This is a genomic window from Cupriavidus sp. CP313, from assembly GCF_054072015.1.
Window position 1 is genome coordinate 165,758 of the sequence record NZ_JBSVZB010000009.1, and the last position, 14,912, is coordinate 180,669.

15 protein-coding genes and 1 pseudogene are annotated in these 14,912 nt (G+C 69.0%); 8 read left to right on the forward strand and 8 right to left on the reverse strand.

Translation table 11 applies throughout. From position 1 onward, the window contains the following. Positions 1-15 precede the first annotated feature (15 nt). The 4 genes from ACW4E8_RS15225 to ACW4E8_RS15240 all read left to right on the forward strand — a co-directional run bounded on the left by ACW4E8_RS15225 (position 16) and on the right by ACW4E8_RS15240 (position 4,131). Positions 16-795, forward strand: a complete 780-nt coding sequence (locus ACW4E8_RS15225; RefSeq protein ID WP_456805247.1) for a quinoprotein dehydrogenase-associated SoxYZ-like carrier — start codon at positions 16-18, stop codon at positions 793-795. After that, on the forward strand, positions 792-1,763 hold the full coding sequence (locus tag ACW4E8_RS15230) for a quinoprotein relay system zinc metallohydrolase 1 (protein ID WP_456805248.1): 972 nt from the start codon (positions 792-794) through the stop codon (positions 1,761-1,763). Before ACW4E8_RS15225 ends, ACW4E8_RS15230 begins: the two co-directional genes overlap by 4 nt. 201 nt (positions 1,764-1,964) lie before the next feature. Then, positions 1,965-3,707, forward strand: a complete 1,743-nt coding sequence (locus ACW4E8_RS15235) for a PQQ-dependent methanol/ethanol family dehydrogenase (protein ID WP_456805249.1) — start codon at positions 1,965-1,967, stop codon at positions 3,705-3,707. 100 nt (positions 3,708-3,807) lie between these two features. Further along, the gene (locus ACW4E8_RS15240; protein ID WP_456805250.1) at positions 3,808-4,131 is read left to right on the forward strand and encodes a c-type cytochrome; all 324 of its coding nucleotides are present in this window, start codon (positions 3,808-3,810) and stop codon (positions 4,129-4,131) included. Positions 4,132-4,211: 80 nt separating this feature from the next. On the opposite strand, the gene pqqE is transcribed toward ACW4E8_RS15240, so the two are convergent. The 5 genes from pqqE to pqqA form a co-directional block, all read right to left on the reverse strand. Next, positions 4,212-5,363, reverse strand: a complete 1,152-nt coding sequence (pqqE, locus tag ACW4E8_RS15245) for a pyrroloquinoline quinone biosynthesis protein PqqE (RefSeq protein WP_456805298.1) — start codon at positions 5,361-5,363, stop codon at positions 4,212-4,214. Further along, positions 5,335-5,607 (reverse strand): pyrroloquinoline quinone biosynthesis peptide chaperone PqqD, encoded by a 273-nt coding sequence (gene pqqD, locus ACW4E8_RS15250; RefSeq protein ID WP_456805251.1) that lies wholly within the window; start codon positions 5,605-5,607, stop codon positions 5,335-5,337. The genes pqqE and pqqD overlap by 29 nt, the downstream gene beginning before the upstream one ends. Further along, positions 5,604-6,326, reverse strand: a complete 723-nt coding sequence (gene pqqC, locus ACW4E8_RS15255; protein ID WP_456805252.1) for a pyrroloquinoline-quinone synthase PqqC — start codon at positions 6,324-6,326, stop codon at positions 5,604-5,606. Before pqqC ends, pqqD begins: the two co-directional genes overlap by 4 nt. Beyond that, positions 6,323-7,240: a pyrroloquinoline quinone biosynthesis protein PqqB gene (gene pqqB, locus ACW4E8_RS15260; RefSeq protein WP_456805253.1), complete on the reverse strand. Its 918-nt coding sequence runs from the start codon at positions 7,238-7,240 to the stop codon at positions 6,323-6,325. Before pqqB ends, pqqC begins: the two co-directional genes overlap by 4 nt. A 132-nt stretch (positions 7,241-7,372) precedes the next feature. Further along, on the reverse strand, positions 7,373-7,447 hold the full coding sequence (gene pqqA / locus ACW4E8_RS15265; RefSeq protein ID WP_010809778.1) for a pyrroloquinoline quinone precursor peptide PqqA: 75 nt from the start codon (positions 7,445-7,447) through the stop codon (positions 7,373-7,375). Between the two features lie 26 nt (positions 7,448-7,473). Between pqqA and ACW4E8_RS15270 the strand changes: the two are divergent. Both ACW4E8_RS15270 and ACW4E8_RS15275 read left to right on the forward strand, forming a co-directional pair. Further along, a pseudogene (locus ACW4E8_RS15270) lies at positions 7,474-8,500 on the forward strand (alpha/beta fold hydrolase). Further along, positions 8,500-9,462 (forward strand): MBL fold metallo-hydrolase, encoded by a 963-nt coding sequence (locus tag ACW4E8_RS15275; RefSeq protein WP_456805254.1) that lies wholly within the window; start codon positions 8,500-8,502, stop codon positions 9,460-9,462. The pseudogene ACW4E8_RS15270 and the gene ACW4E8_RS15275 overlap by 1 nt, the downstream one beginning before the upstream one ends. 30 nt (positions 9,463-9,492) lie before the next feature. Here the strand turns inward: ACW4E8_RS15275 and ACW4E8_RS15280 are convergent, their stop codons facing one another. Next, positions 9,493-11,481, reverse strand: coding sequence for a sigma-54-dependent Fis family transcriptional regulator (locus ACW4E8_RS15280; RefSeq protein ID WP_456805255.1), 1,989 nt, complete (start codon positions 11,479-11,481; stop codon positions 9,493-9,495). 276 nt (positions 11,482-11,757) lie between these two features. On the opposite strand from ACW4E8_RS15280, the gene pedF reads away from it, so the two are divergent. Both pedF and ACW4E8_RS15290 read left to right on the forward strand, forming a co-directional pair. After that, the gene (pedF, locus tag ACW4E8_RS15285; RefSeq protein ID WP_456805256.1) at positions 11,758-12,237 is read left to right on the forward strand and encodes a cytochrome c-550 PedF; all 480 of its coding nucleotides are present in this window, start codon (positions 11,758-11,760) and stop codon (positions 12,235-12,237) included. Positions 12,238-12,321: 84 nt separating this feature from the next. Further along, positions 12,322-13,230, forward strand: coding sequence for a substrate-binding periplasmic protein (locus tag ACW4E8_RS15290; RefSeq protein ID WP_456805257.1), 909 nt, complete (start codon positions 12,322-12,324; stop codon positions 13,228-13,230). An 18-nt stretch (positions 13,231-13,248) separates the two neighbouring features. Here the strand turns inward: ACW4E8_RS15290 and ACW4E8_RS15295 are convergent, their stop codons facing one another. Then, a complete protein-coding gene (locus tag ACW4E8_RS15295; RefSeq protein WP_456805258.1) occupies positions 13,249-14,568 on the reverse strand; it encodes a type II toxin-antitoxin system HipA family toxin in 1,320 nt (439 codons plus the stop codon). Next, complete coding sequence (locus ACW4E8_RS15300) at positions 14,565-14,825, reverse strand: helix-turn-helix domain-containing protein (RefSeq protein WP_010809785.1); 261 nt, start codon at positions 14,823-14,825, stop codon at positions 14,565-14,567. The genes ACW4E8_RS15295 and ACW4E8_RS15300 overlap by 4 nt, the downstream gene beginning before the upstream one ends. Between the last annotated feature and the right edge of the window lie 87 nt (positions 14,826-14,912).

A 14,912-nucleotide genomic window follows, 5' to 3' on the forward strand; every position in this document is an offset into this window, starting at 1 on the left:
CGCCGGACGCGGGGCATGGTCCTGCTGATGGCGGCCGCACTGGGCATGGCCAGCCCGGCGGTACCGGCTGCCGGGGCAGCGGGCGCCGTCATCGCGCACAGCGATCCGCTGCAGTCGCCGCAATGGGCCTGGATCCACAAGGAGCTGCTGCAGATGGGGCCGGTGGTGTTCGACAGCCGCGTCAGCGTGACCGGGCCGGCGTTTGCGGAAGACCCCATGCGCGTGCCGATCGCCTTCGATGCCTCGGCGCTGGGCGAAGTGGATCGCATCGTGGTAGCGGTGGACCGCAACCCGATCCGCGAGGTGCTGGCGTTCGAACCGCTGCGGGTGCGTCCTTCGCTGTCGTTCCGCTTCAAGCTGGAACAGGCATCGCCAGTGCGGGTGGCGGCGCGCACGCGCGATGGCACCTGGCATGTCGGCAGCGTGCTGGTCGATGCCGGCGGCGGGGGCTGCACGGTGCCCGGCGCCACGCGCCGCGACGGCAGCTGGAGCCGCACGCTCAACCGCGTGGACGCGCGCGTGTTCCCGGGCTTCGGCGGAGCCGCGGCACGCTTGCGGCTGCGCGTGATGCATCCGATGGATACCGGCCTGGCGGCGGGCATCCCGGCGTTTCATATCGAGACCCTGGTCCTGGCCGACGCGGCCCGGCAGCCGCTGCTGCGCCTGACGCTGCATGAGCCGGTTGCCGAGAACCCGATCTTCTCCTTCGACCTGCGCGATGCCGTGCCGCCGGGCATGACGGTGGCCGGCCACGACAACAACGGCAACCACATCGCGGCGCGGGTGTCTCCATGAAGCGACGATTGCTACTGTGGTTGCTGCTATGCCTGACGGGCCAGCCCGTGCCGCCGGCACTCGCCCAGCAGGCCGCCCTGCAGCCTCCTGACTACCGCCTGGCCCCGCGCGAGATCGCCGCGGGCGTGTGGCTGCTGGAAGGCGCCAATGCCGACTTCGCGCCCGGCAATGGCTGCAACATCATCAATACGGCGTTTATCGACACCGGCGACGGCGTGGTGGTCATCAACACCGGCCCGTCGCGGCTGTATGGCGAGCAGCAGCGCAGGGCGATTGCATCGGTCACGGCCGCCCCGGTGCGGCTGGTGCTGAACCTCAACCTGCATCCCGACTATTTCTTCGGCAACCAGGCCTATGCCGATGTGGGCGGCAGCGCCCTGGCCGGCACCATCGACGGGGCGCGGCGCGAGGGCGCCGCTTATGCCGACAACCTCTACCGCCTGTGCGGCGACTGGATGCGCGGCACCGAGCCCGAGCCGCCTGCCCACGCGCTGGCGCCGGGCCGCCGCACGATCGGGCGCCATACGCTGGAGCTGGTGCGCCTGGACGGCCATACCAGCGACGACCTGGTGGTGCTGGACCGCAGCGCGGGCGTGGTCTTTGCCGGCGGGCTGGTGTTCCGGCAACGCATTCCGACCACGCCGCACGCGGATATCGGCCGCTGGCTGGCCAGCCTGGACCGGCTGCAGGCGCTGCTGGCCGAAAGCGGGGCGCGCGTGCTGGTCCCCAGCCACGGGCCAGTGCCTGCGGCCGCCGGCGGCGCGGAGGCCATCGCGCAGACGCGCGGCTACCTGCAATGGCTGGATACGCGTCTGCGCGAGGCCGCGGCGCAGGGGCGGGACCTGGCCGAGGTCATGGCGATGCCGGTGCCGCAGCCCTACGCGCACTGGGCCGCGATGCCCGCGGAGTACCTGCGCAACGTCGGCCATCTCTACCCGGCGCGTGAGGAAGCCGCGCTTGGCCACTGACGCCGGCCAGCCGTGGCGGGCTGTTCAAATCTGGAGCAGCTGCAACGCAGTGTTGCGCGCTGGCACGGCTGTCATCACGCAACGGGGCCGCAACCGGCGTGTTGGTGCGGGGATGCGACTGGCATGGGAATTGCCAAAGGCATGTCTGGTGTGTGGCGCAGTGGCGCACCAGGGAAACCCAAAACAAGAGAGGAGATGACAATGAGGACGTTACGAGCAGTGATGGCGGTTGCGGCTGCCGCGGCCAGTCTGGCCGCGCAGGCGGCAGTGACCGATGCCATGATCGAGAACGACGCAAAGAGCCCCGGCGATGTGTTGTCGTGGGGCATGGGCCCGCAAGGCCAGCGCTATTCCACGCTGTCGCGCATCAATACGAAGAACGTCGGGCAGCTGGTGCCGGCGTGGTCGTTCTCGTTTGGCGGCGAGAAGCAGCGCGGGCAGGAATCGCAGCCGGTGATCCATGACGGCAAGATGTTCGTGACGGCCTCGTATTCGCGCATCTATGCGCTGGACCTGAAGACCGGGCGCAAGCTCTGGAAGTATGAGCACCGGCTGCCCGAAGGCATCATGCCGTGCTGCGACGTGGTGAACCGCGGTGCGGCACTCTATGACAACCTGGTGATCTTCGGCACGCTCGATGCGCAGCTGGTGGCGCTGGACCAGAAGACCGGCAAGGTGGTGTGGAAGGAGAAGCTGGAGGACTACGCCGCCGGCTATTCGTACACGGCGGCGCCCATGATCGTCAAGGGCATGGTGCTGACCGGCATCTCGGGCGGCGAGTTCGGCGTGGTGGGCCGGGTCGAGGCGCGCGATGCCAAAACCGGGCAGCTGGTGTGGTCGCGGCCGGTGGTGGAAGGCCATATGGGCTACAAGTACGACAAGGACGGCAACAAGACCGAGAACGGCGTGACCGGCACCGCCAACGCGAGCTGGCCGGGCGAGACCTGGAAGACCGGCGGCGCCGCCACCTGGCTGGGCGGCACCTACGATCCGGCCACCGGGCTGGTGTACTTCGGCACCGGCAATCCGGGCCCGTGGAACAGCCATATCCGCAAGGGCGACAACCTCTACTCGGCCTCGACGGTGGCGCTGGATCCCGCCACCGGCAAGATCGCCTGGCACTACCAGAACACCCCGAACGACGGCTGGGATTTCGATGGCGTCAATGAGTTTGTGACCTTCGACCTGGACGGCAAGCGCATGGGCGGCAAGGCCGACCGCAATGGCTTCTTCTACGTCAACGACGCGGCCAGCGGCAAGCTGGTCAACGCCTTCCCCTTCGTCAAGAAGATCACCTGGGCCACCGGCATCGACCTGAAGAGCGGCCGCCCCAACTACATCGCCGAAGGTCGCCCCGGCGACCCCGCCGCCGGCAGCGACGAGAAAAAGGGCAAGTCCGTGTTTGCCGCGCCGGGCTTCCTTGGCGGCAAGAACCAGCAGCCGATGGCCTACAGCCCGCAGACCGGCCTGTTCTACGTGCCCGCCAACGAGTGGGGCATGGATATCTGGAACGAGCCCATCAGCTACAAGAAGGGCGCCGCCTTCCTGGGCGCGGGCTTCACCATCCGTCCGCTGAACGAGGACTACATCGGCACGCTGCGGGCCATCAACCCCAAGAGCGGCAAGATCATGTGGGAGGTCAAGAACAGCGCGCCGCTATGGGGCGGGGTGATGACCACCGCCGGCGGGCTGGTGTTCTGGGGCACGCCGGAAGGCTACCTGAAGGCGGCCGACGCCAGGACCGGGAAGGAGCTGTGGCAGTTCCAGACCGGCAGCGGCGTGGTGGCGCCCCCGGTCACCTGGGAAGAGAACGGCGAGCAGTACGTGGCCGTGGTGTCCGGCTGGGGCGGCGCGGTGCCGCTGTGGGGCGGCGAGGTGGCCAAGCGCGTGAACTTCCTGGAGCAGGGCGGCTCAGTGTGGGTGTTCAAGCTGCACAAGAGCTGAGCCGGCGGGAAATGACAATGTCCGGCGCACGCCCGGATCGCATCATGGGTGCGCGGCGTGCGCCGGGCGCGGTTGCAACAGGATGAAACGGAAAACAGGTATGAAGAAGGAATGGATGGCGCTGGTGGCGGCTTCGGTGCTGCTGCCGGGCGCGGCATTGGCCGGCACGGCCGCCGACATGCATGCCCTGGCCGACAAGAGCGGCTGCTTTTCCTGCCATGGCATGCAGTCAAAGCTGGTGGGGCCGGGGTTTGCCGAGGTGGCCACCAGGTACAAGGGCGACAGCCAGGCGGCGGAGCGGCTGGCAAAGAAGATCCGCGAAGGCGGCAAGGGCGCGTGGGGGCGGATTCCGATGCCGCCGCATGGCAGCCTTGGTGAGGACGATGCGAAGAAGCTGGCGGAGTGGGTGTTGAGTGCCAGCTGAGGCCGGCGACTGTCTTGACGATGCCGTCATGCCGGCAAGGAACCCCGGCTGGCGCCTGCCTTGCCGGGGTCTTTCCTTTCTTACCGCTGGCCGCTGCTCAGCCGCAGCGAGTTGCCATCGCTGCGAAATACCATCGCTTGCTCGCGCGCCTGCGCCACGGCCAGCCGGCCCTGCAGCACGATCTCGCTCACCTTGTCGTGCGCGCCGGAGCGCTCGCAAACCGGGTCCGTGGCGGTGGCGTCGCCGGTGACCAGGAACGCCTGGCAGCGGCAGCCGCCGTAGTCCTGCTCGCGCTGGTCGCAGGAACGGCAGGGTTCCTGCATCCACTGCGTGCCGCGGAAACGGCGGAAGGCATCGCTTTCGGTCCAGATCTCACGCAGCCCCTGCGTGGTGACGTTGGGCAGCGCCATGCCGGGCAGCATGCGCGCCGCGTGGCAGGGCAGCGCAGTGCCGTCCGGCGCCACGCCAAGGAAGGTGGTGCCCCAGCCGTTCATGCACTTCTTGGGCTGCGCCTCGAAGTAGTCAGGCACGACGAACAGGATCTGGCATTGCCTGCCGATGCGCGCGCGGTACTGCTGGACCACGGCCTCGGCCTCGCGCAGCTGCTCATGGGTGGGCAGCAACGCCAGCCGGTTCTCCCAGGCCCAGCCGTAGTACTGCGTGTTGGCCAGTTCCAGGTATTCGGCGCCCATCTGCAGGGCCATTTCGATGATGGTGCCGACATGCGGCAGGTTATGCCGGTGCAGCACGCAGTTCATCACCATCGGGTAGCCGTGCGCCTTGATCATGCGCGCCACGCGCTGCTTCAGGTCGAAGGTGCGGGTGCTGGACAGGAAGTCGTTGAGCTCGCGGGTGGAGTCCTGGAACGACAGCTGGATATGGTCCAGCCCGGCGTCGCGCAGGGTGGCAAGGCGGGCGTCGGTCAGGCCCACGCCCGAGGTGATGAGGTTGGTGTAGAAGCCCAGGCCATGCGCATGCCGGACCAGTATCTCCAGGTCCTTGCGCAGCAGCGGCTCGCCGCCGGACAGCCCGAGCTGCACCGCGCCCAGCGCCCGCGCCTGGCTGAACACGTCGCACCATTGCGCGGTGCTCAGCTCGGCCGTATGCCGGGCATAGTCCACCGGGTTGGAGCAGAAGGCGCAATGCAGCGGGCAGCGGTAGGTCAGCTCGGCCAGCAGCCATAGCGGCGGGCCGGGCGGGACCTCAGACCAGCCAACCGCGTTCGATGGCATGTTTGACAAAGGCATGTACCTCCGGGGCGATGCCCTGCACGCCAAATGCGGCCTGCAGGTCGTCGATCAGCATGTCCAGCGTGTGGCTGCCGTCGCAGCGCTGCAGGATCGCGGCGGCGCTGTCGTTGAGGGTGACCAGGCCTTCCGGGTACAGCAGCACCCAGCTTTGCTGGGACGCTTCCCATTGCAGGCGAAAGGTCCGGTGCAGGGTCGGTGTGGCGAGGTCTTGCGTGCTGGCTGTCATGGGTTGGCTTGCTGGATGGCGTCGAGCATCGACCAGAGCACGTCGAGCTTGAACTGCAGGATGTCGAGGGCGCGCTGCTGTTGCGCCGCGGTGCGGAAGTGGCCCAGCGTCACGCGCAGGCCATGGTCCACGTCGCGCTGCGCGAGCGGAATGCGGGAGCGGAAGTAGTCCAGCCCGGCGGCCTCGATCCACGGGTAATGCGTGGGCCAGCCGGCCAGGCGTTCCTTGTGGATTGCGGGCGCGAACATCTCCGTCAGCGACGAGCACACGGCTTCCTGCCACGGCGCGCGGCGCGCAAAGTTGACGTAGGCATCGACGGCAAAGCGCACCCCGGGCAGCACGTGCCAGTGGCTCAGCAGCGCTTCGCGCTCCAGGCCCACCGCCTGGCCCAGGCGCAGCCAGGCCTCGATGCCGCCGGCTTGGGTGTCGGTGCCGTCGTGGTCAAGGATGCGCACCACCCACTCGCGGCGGGTGTCGCGCTCGGGGCAGTTGGACAGGATGGCGGCGTCCTTCAGCGGGATGTTGTCCTGGTAGTAGAAGCGGTTGGCCACCCATGCGCGGATCTGCGCGGGCGAACACTGGCCCGCCGCCATGCGCTGGTTGAAGGGATGGTGGATGTGGTAGCCGCTTTCCCGGGCGCGCAGGCGGGCCTCGAACTCGGCCTCGGTCCAGGGGATTGGGGAGAGGGGGAGGGGGAGGGGGAGGATGGCTGATGTCATAGGGCGATTTCCATGCCGTCGTACGCCACCTCGATGCCGTGCCGCGCCAGCTCGGCGCGCTCTGGCGAGTCTTCCACCAGCACCGGGTTGGTATTGTTGATATGGATAAGGATCTTGCGGCTGGCGGGCAGCCGCTCCAGGACTTCGATCATGCCGCCGGGTCCGGACAGGGCCAGGTGGCCCATGTCGGCGGCGGTCTTGCCGGAGAAGCCCGGCGCCTGCATCTCGTCGTCGCGCCAGAAGGTGCCGTCGACCAGCACGATGTCGGCGCTGTGCAGCTCCGCAAGGACGTGGTCGTCGATGCGGCCCAGGCCGGGCGCGTAGAAGGCGCGGCGGCCGCTGCGGCGGTCTTCGATGCGCAGGCCGATGTTGTCGCCCGCGCGCGGCGCGTGGCGGTTGGGCGAGTAGGGCGGGGCCTTGCTCTCCAGCGGTATCGCCGTCAGTGTCACGCCGTCCAGCGGCGGGACTGAAAACGCGGTGCCGTCGCAGGGCAGGGCGTGCGTCTGCAGTCCGCAGTAGTGCGACAGGATGCGCGTCAGCGGGAAGGCGGCGCCCAGGTCGTCGAGGACGGCGGCGGTGGCATAGACCGGCAGCGCCTGGCGGTGTTCGCGCAGCATCAGCAGGCCGGTGACGTGGTCGATCTGCGCATCCATCAGCACGACCGCGGCGATGGCGGTGTCGCGCGGCGCGCGCGCGGGCTGCAGCGCGGGCGCCTGGCGCAGCTGCTGCAGGATATCGGGCGAGGCATTGACCAGGATGGCATCAGGCCCGTCGCCCGTCAGCGCGATCGAGGATTGCGTGCGTGGCGTGGCGCGCACCGTGCCGCGGCGCACGCCGTCGCAGTTGTGGCAGTTGCAGTTCCACTGCGGAAAGCCGCCGCCGGCGGCCGACCCCAGTACGCGGATGCTTGTCATGGCGCGAGCGCTTGGTGTTGGGTCATGGCTTCACGGAGCAGGCGCCAGCCCTGGCGCCTGCCTGCGTTGGTTGTGCTTGCGGTCCGCGGCTTGCCTGTCGGCGCACCGCCGGTCGCAGGCACCGCGGCACGTTCAGCGGTTGGCGATGTACATCGTGATTTCAAAGCCAAGCCGCAGCTCGGTGTAGGCGGGGGTGGTCCAGCGCATGTCTCTCTCCTTGGGTGGCATGGTTAGTGAATATCGTTTTGCAGCGGCGCCTGGCTGCCGCCCGACTGCCGCATCCCCTCAAGGCAACATCCATGCCCGACGCATCCACGATATCCGCCGGCTTTTCCGGCACGGCCACCACCTTCCACCTGCGTACGCCCGACGCCCAGCGCGTGCATGTGCGGCTGGCCGGCGCCGCGGACGGCGAGCCGTGGCTGGTGCTGCATGGCGGGCCGGGCAGCGGCTGCTCTGCCGCCATGGCGCAATGGTTCGACCCGCGGCGGCACCGCGTGGTGATGCCGGACCAGCGCGGCGCCGGCCGCTCCAGGCCGGCTGGCTGCCTGCGCCGCAATACCGTGGGCGCGCTGCTGGCCGACCTGGAGCAGCTGCGCCGCGCGCTGGGCATCGAGCGCTGGGGCGTGGTGGGCGGATCATGGGGTGCGGCACTTGCCCTGGCGTACGCGGCGCAATGCCCGCACGCCGTGGCGGCGCTGGTCCTGCGCGGCACCTTCCTGACTGGCCGCGACGATGTGCTCGCGCTGTTTTCACCGCGCCATGGGGGCCGCCGCATGCTGCAGTTGCGTCAAGGCATGGGGCGAGCGCTTGCCCGATGCGCGCGCGCGGCTGCTCACTGTGTCACGGCTGTTGCAAAGTGGTACGCCTGTTCAAAAACAGGACACTGCTGCGGCGTGGCAGGCGAGCGAACAGGCGTTGCTGGGTCTTTCCCCTGCGTCGCCTTCGCGCCGGCAGCCGCGGCGTGAGCGCATGGCCGCGGTGAACAAATACCGCATCCAGGCGCACTACCTGCGCAACCGGGCCGGACTGGGCAAGCCGGCCCTGCTCAGGGCGGCGCGGGTCATCGGCGCGCATGGCCTGCCGGTGACGCTGCTGCATGGCCGCGCCGACAAGGTCTGCTGTCCCGCCAACGCGCTGCGCCTGCAGGCCGCCATGCCGGGCGCAAGGCTGGCCTGGGTGGACGGCGGACACCTGGCGGCCGGGGTCATGCGCGACGCGCTGGTGGCCGCGATCCGCGCCGCGGGCTGGCAGCGGTGATGCCCACGACGCGGCGCGGCTTTCTTGGCGCCACGCTTGCGCTGGCCATGAACGGCTGGCACCCGGCGGCCGCTGCCGGCACGCGGGTCACGCTGGAGCGGCTGCAGCCAGGCGTGTACGTGGCCCGCGCCGGCAATGCCGAAGTGGCGCGCGCCAACGCCGCCGAAGTGGTACCGACCCTGGTCCATCTGAGCGGTGCGGGCGTGCTGGTGGTGGACCCCGGGCCGCAGGCGGCGTGGGGCGGTGCGCTGCTCGGCGCCATCCGGGCACTGACGCCGCAGCCCGTGCGTTGGGTGGTCAACACGCACGCCCACCCGGAGAACGTGCTGGCCAATGCCGCGTTCGCACGGCTGCGGCCCCGGCCCGTGTTCCTGGCCTCCGCCGCCACGGCTGCGCTGATGCGGCAACGCTGCGCGGCCTGCCTGGCCCGCATGGCGACGCTGCTCGGCAACGGTGCCATGCGCGGCGCCGCGATCGTGTTGCCGGAGCCCGCGCTACAGCCCGATGGCTGGCTGCACACCGGCGCTACCGCCTGGCAGGTGCAGGTTTACGCGAACGCGCACAGTGCCTCGGATACGGTGCTGTACGCGCCGCAACTGCAACTGCTGTGTGCGGGCGGCCTGGCTTACCGCGAGCGCGTGCCGGAGATGCAGGAGGCCTCCCTGCAGGGGTGGCGCCGTGCGCTGCGGCGGCTGCAGGAGCTGCCGGCGCGCACGGTGGTGGGCACCGCGCCGGGCACGCCGGCCCAGACGCTGGCGCCGACGCTGGCTTACCTGGATGCGCTGGCGGATGGAATCGGCGCCGCGCTGGCCGCGGGCAGCGATGCCTCGCGCGCCAGCGACGCCGTGGCGGCGGCGCCGTTCCGGCATTGGCGCCATTTCCAGTCGCGCCACCCGCTGAACGTGCAGCGCGCCTGGCGCGAGCTGGAAGACCTGTGGATGCAGGGCGAGGCGCTGGCCTGAGCGCGCGGCCGCCCTGGTGCGTGGCCGGGATCAGCCGGCCTGGTTGGGCAGCCCGCGCGCCTCTTCCATTTTCCGGTAGACCGTATTGCGCGAGATCCCCAGCGCCTTGGCCGCCGCAGAGATATTCCCGTTGTGCGCCTTGACCGTGGCGACAATGGCCATGGCCTCGACATCGGCCAGCCGCGTGGGCTGCGCGCCCGGCAGCATATGGCCCGCGGGCACCGCCGCACCCCCCTGGCGCTCGCGCAGGTCATCGAGGAAGTCGTCGGGCAGGTGGTCCTCGGTGATCTCGGCTTCGCCTTCGGCCATCAGCCGCGCGGTGCGCAGCAGGTTGCACAGCTGGCGGATATTGCCCGGCCAGTGGTAGCGGCGGAACATCTCCATCACCGACTCGCGGATGCGGGGCGGCTCGCCGGGTTGCACGCCCGCGTGGTCCTGGCGCAGCAGCCTGGCGGCCACCGCGTCGAGGTCGCCGCGCTCGCGCAGGGCCGGCAGCCGCACCACCAGCCCGTTGAGGCGGTAGTAGAGGTCTTCGCGGAACTGGCCGTTGGCGACCAGATCACGCAGGTTGCGGTTGGTGGCGCACACCACCGAGACGTCGACATGGATGACCTTGCTGCTGCCCAGCGGCGACACCGCGCGTTCCTGCAGCGCGCGCAGCAGCCGCCCTTGCAGATGCAGCGGCATGTCCCCGATCTCGTCCAGGAACAGGGTGCCGCCGTTGGCCAGCAGCATCTTGCCGATGCCGCCCTTCTTGCGGGCGCCGGTGAAGGCGCCTTCTTCATAGCCGAACAGCTCGGACTCGATCAGGTTTTCCGGGATGGAGGCGCAGTTCACGGCAATGAACGGCCCGGCATGGCGCGGGCTGTCGGCGTGGATGGCGCGCGCCATCAGTTCCTTGCCGGTGCCGGTCTCGCCCAGCACCATCACCGGAATATCCTTGCCGATGACCTTGCGCAGCTTGCCGATGACCGCGCGGATCTGCGCGTCGCCCGTGTCCAGGTCGTCCAGCCCGGGCGAGCGGGCCGGGCCTGCGGCCAGGCTGCGCGGTGCGGCGGCGGTGCCGGGCGGGGCTGCGTGGCCGGCATCGGTGTTGCCTGGCAGCGATGCGGCGGGTGGCTTCCATTCGACCCGGGCGCTGACCTTGACGCCGCTGGGCAGCTGCAGCTGGACGATGCCCGCATGGGCCGCGCGCACCGCGTCGAACAGCTGCGACATCGACAGCCCGAACAGCGAGGAAAAGGTGTGCGCATGCAGGGCGCCATTGGACAGGCCAAGCTGGAACTGCCCGCTGCGGTTGGCTGACAGGAAGCGCCCGCCGGGCGTGAAGGAGACGATGCCCTCCACCAGCGTGCCCAGGAACTCCGCGCGCGAATGGAAGCGGATGCACACCATGTCGCGGAAGGCGTTGCCGAACAGCTGGTTCTCGATCATCTGCGCCGACATCCGCACCAGCGCCATGGTGTGCTTGTGGAAACCGCGCTGGTCGCCGGTCACATCCAGCGCGCCCACGGTCTTGCCGTAAGGGTCGAGGATGGTCATGCACGAGCAGGTCAGGAACTGGTTGGCCTCCAGGAAGTGGTCGGCGCCGTGTACCAGCGTGGCCCGGTTCTCGGCCAGGGCCGTGCCGATGGCGTTGGTGCCGCGGCGCGCTTCCGACCACTCCGCGCCCGGGCGCAGCGCGACCTGGTTGGCCCGGGCCAGAAAGTCGTCATCGCCCATCGAGTGCAGGATCAGGCCATCGGCGTCGGTCAGGATGACCATGCTCTGCGTATTCACGATCTGGTCGTAGAGCGTTTCCATCACCGGCAGCGCATAGGCGAACAGCGACTGGCTACGCTCGATCCGCGTTTTCAGCTCGCTCTGCAGCACCGGGCAGAAGTCGGGCGATTCATAGGGACGCAGGCCATAGGACTCGGAACGCTGGTGGGACTGGGCAATCAGTTCGGCCCGCTCGGGCTGCCCCGTGTCACCCGGGGCGCCCGCCGCGGGGCGGGCCGGTTCCGGCTGGAAGGTCATTTCTCTGTCTCCTGTGGAAAGTCCGCCCGCGATCTTGGCGCGGGTCGCTGTCGGCGCCTTCGCCGGGCGCGTGGTCGACAGTGTTGCGTCATGAAGCAAAACACTTGCCAGGGTGTGGCAATCCGGGACACCCGTGCCGCGATGCTGCGTTGCACAGAACGATGGCGGCGCGGCGAAGCCTGCCTTCAGGCGCCTCCAGGCCCGGTCCGGCTGGCTGGTATGGCTCTTGCGGAAATGGGGCAAACCACCAAGACCCATCCACTGTAGGAGACATCCATGAAATCGCAGCGCCGCCTGCTTGCCTTGCTCGCGCTTTGCGCGTCCCTGACCGCCGTCCCGGCCGGCTCTGTGCTGGCCCATGGCGACGTCACGCCCCAAGCCGTCGATACCAAAGCCTTACCACAACTGGGCGACGAATGGCGCCCGGACAATCCCTACCGCAGCGGCGATGCGCACAAGGAGGCGCTGCGAATCGGCACTTCGGCTTACAACCAGAACTGCGCGCGCTGCCATGGCCTGGAAGCGGTGTCAGGGGGCATCGCGCCGGACCTGCGCAAGCTTGACGGCGACTGCGTCTCATTGGCGGATGCAAAGAAGAAGCAGGCGTGCATGAGCGAGATCTCGCAGTTCTACACCACCACCGTGCGCAAGGGCCGCACGCGCGACGGCCGCGTGTACATGCCGCCGTTCGACGGCGTGCTGAGCCAGGAGGCGGTGTGGGCCATCAAGACCTACCTGGAGTCGCGCCGCGAGTGAGGGGCGGCTGCGCCGGCTTTCCGTCCCCGTTGTCCAGCCCCGGCCCGCAGTGCCGGGTCAACGCATCTTCCAGGAGCCAATCCCATGCCTGCCAGCCCTGTTCGTGGCCATAGGCTTTCCGTGTCCCCCATGCCGGCGGCGCCGGCCGGCGCCGTGCGCTGGCTGTGCGGCGCCGTGCTGGCTGCCGCCGCGCTCTTCTGCGCGCAACCGGCCCAGGCCGACCTGGCCAGGATCCGCCAGACCGGCACCCTCAAGGTGGCGGTCTACAAAGGCTTGCCGCCGTTCTCCGCGATCGCGGGCAGCCAGGTTGCGGGCATCGACGTGGCCCTGGCCAGGGCACTGGGCAAGGAGCTGGGCCTGTCGGTGGCACTGATGCCGTTCGATGGCGATGAAAGCATGGCTGACGACTTGCGTGCCATGGTCTGGCGCGGCCATTACCTTGGCTACGGACCAGCCGACGTGATGCTGCACGTGCCGGTCGACCGCGCCTTCATGCGCGAGAACGACAAGGCGCTGATCTTCGCGCCGTATTACCGCGAGACCTTCGTGCTGGTGCAGGACCGCGAGCGCGTGCCGGTGGTGCGCGGACTCGAAGACCTGGCCGGGCAGCCGACCGGCGCCGCAGCCGGGTCGGCCGGGGCCAATGCGCTGCTGTCCGGCGCGGGCGGCGCCTTGCGCGACAAGGTCAGGATCTACCCTGAAGCCGACGCGGCATTGCGCGCGCTGTTTTCCGGCGAGATCGCGGCGGCGATGGTGACGCGCGCGCAATACGAGAGCGCGCTCAAGGCCGCGGGGCAATCCGGGGCGCGCTTTGCCGCGGCGGAACCCAGCGCGCCGCTGCTGCCGCAGCGCGGGTGGGCCGTCGGCATGGCGGTCAAGGCAGACGAGCGGGAACTGGCCGATGCGCTGGAAAAGGCGTTGAGCGCGCTGCGCAGCAATGGCGAGCTGGCGCGCATCTTTGCCGGCTATGGGGTGTCGATGCAGGCGCCGTGAGGGTGGCTGGCGGGCGCCTCACCTGGCCGGCCTGCCGGCCCGTGCAAGCGGCAGCGTCTGCAGGCGCTCGGCAACGACATTGCGGATCGCCTGCGGCGCGTCCAGGTCGTCCAGCATGCGCGGCCAGTTGGCATGCGCCAGCGCGACGGCTTCCCTGACGGCGGCGGTCGCAATGCGCCGCGGGACGCCGGCCTGTTCCGCGATGGTCTCATACGTTGCCAGGGTTTCTTCGCGCTGCCGCTTGTCGATGGCAACGTTCTGGCCATAGGTCGCAAAGCCGGGGAGGGCCGCCACGCAGACGATGTCGTACGCCGGTGACAGTTCTGGCAAGACCCCGTTGTGATAGATCACCGAGAAGTTCTTCAGGTGCGCATCGCTGTTGCCGATCAGCGTGTTGACCGCCTGGCGCAGGAAGAACTGCCGGGCATGCTCGACCCCGCTCGGACTCAGGCGATACAGGGTGGCAACGAGCTGAATGTAGCTCTCGATGCCGGCGTACTTCTTCGCTGGCATCCTGCCCAGCATCTGGCAGCCGTCTTCGGCGTGCACACGCCCGGCCGGGGCGCGGTCAAACCTGTCCACCGCAAGGTAGTGCAGGTTCTCGCCCAACGATTCAACCAGTCCCTCGACCTCGATGGTCGAGACTGGCAGCACTCTCGTCGGCGCAACATGGACGCCGGCGGCGGCCGCGAGCTGCATGGAGATCGATTCGTTGAATACCTGCGAATCATCGTTCCTGGCAGGAAGCTTTGCGATGATGTCGGACAGCCTGCCCTTGGCTGGCAGGGTGTAGCGCTTGTCCTGCAGCACCGTCGACAGGGCCAGCTTGTTCTGCACGCCGGACACCGAGGCCGCGCCCTGCGTGGCGCCCTCCACCACGGCAATTTCCAGGTTGTCCGCGCCGCCGGTCACGCCATACGTCCGCGCATACTCCGGCAAGGCGCCGATGTCCGCCGGCACGATGACGACGGCCCCGGGGAGATCATTGCCGGCCGATGCCAGGATGCCGAAATCGTCCTTGTCATCGGGATTGCTCCGCGTTGCCTCGAGCCGCTTGCGCAGTTCGCCTTCGGGCAGCAGGCCGGCAAAGTAGGGCGGCAGTTCATGGCCCGTGCTGTAGACGGCAGGATGAAAGGGGTTGTCCAGCACCTCGGCGGTGGCCTTGCGGCCGGCCTCCGTCGGGACGCTGATCGACAGGCTGAGTGTGGGGCGGCGCGTGTCGCCCCGGAAGGCTTCGGATGGCACGAACCGGACATTGCCGCTGGCCTCGCACAGGTAGCCGCATAGCTGGTCGTACAGCCGGACCTCAAGAAAGCGCGGATGCAGTTCGTAGCTCATTCCTGGTCCAGGAAGATGTCGACTGCGCTGCGGGCACTGCGGTCGGGCCCGCTGCCTTTGCCTTCCAGGACTTGCCTGACTTCCTGTGCCCGCTCGTTGGGCACCAGGACCCATTCTGCGTCCAGGGCGGCCGCCAGGGCTTCGAGGGTCGACGCGCGGCTGTCCTTCTTCCCCAGCAGGATCGCCGACAGGTTCTGGCTTGCCATGCCCAGCACCCGCCCGATCTCGGTCAGGGTCTTGCCTCTGGCTTCACGCATGTCGCGGCACTGAGAAACTAATGACATAGCATTATTTCACTGATGTATGCATGTCTTAGTATGATACATCGGCGCGCCGATAGCCAG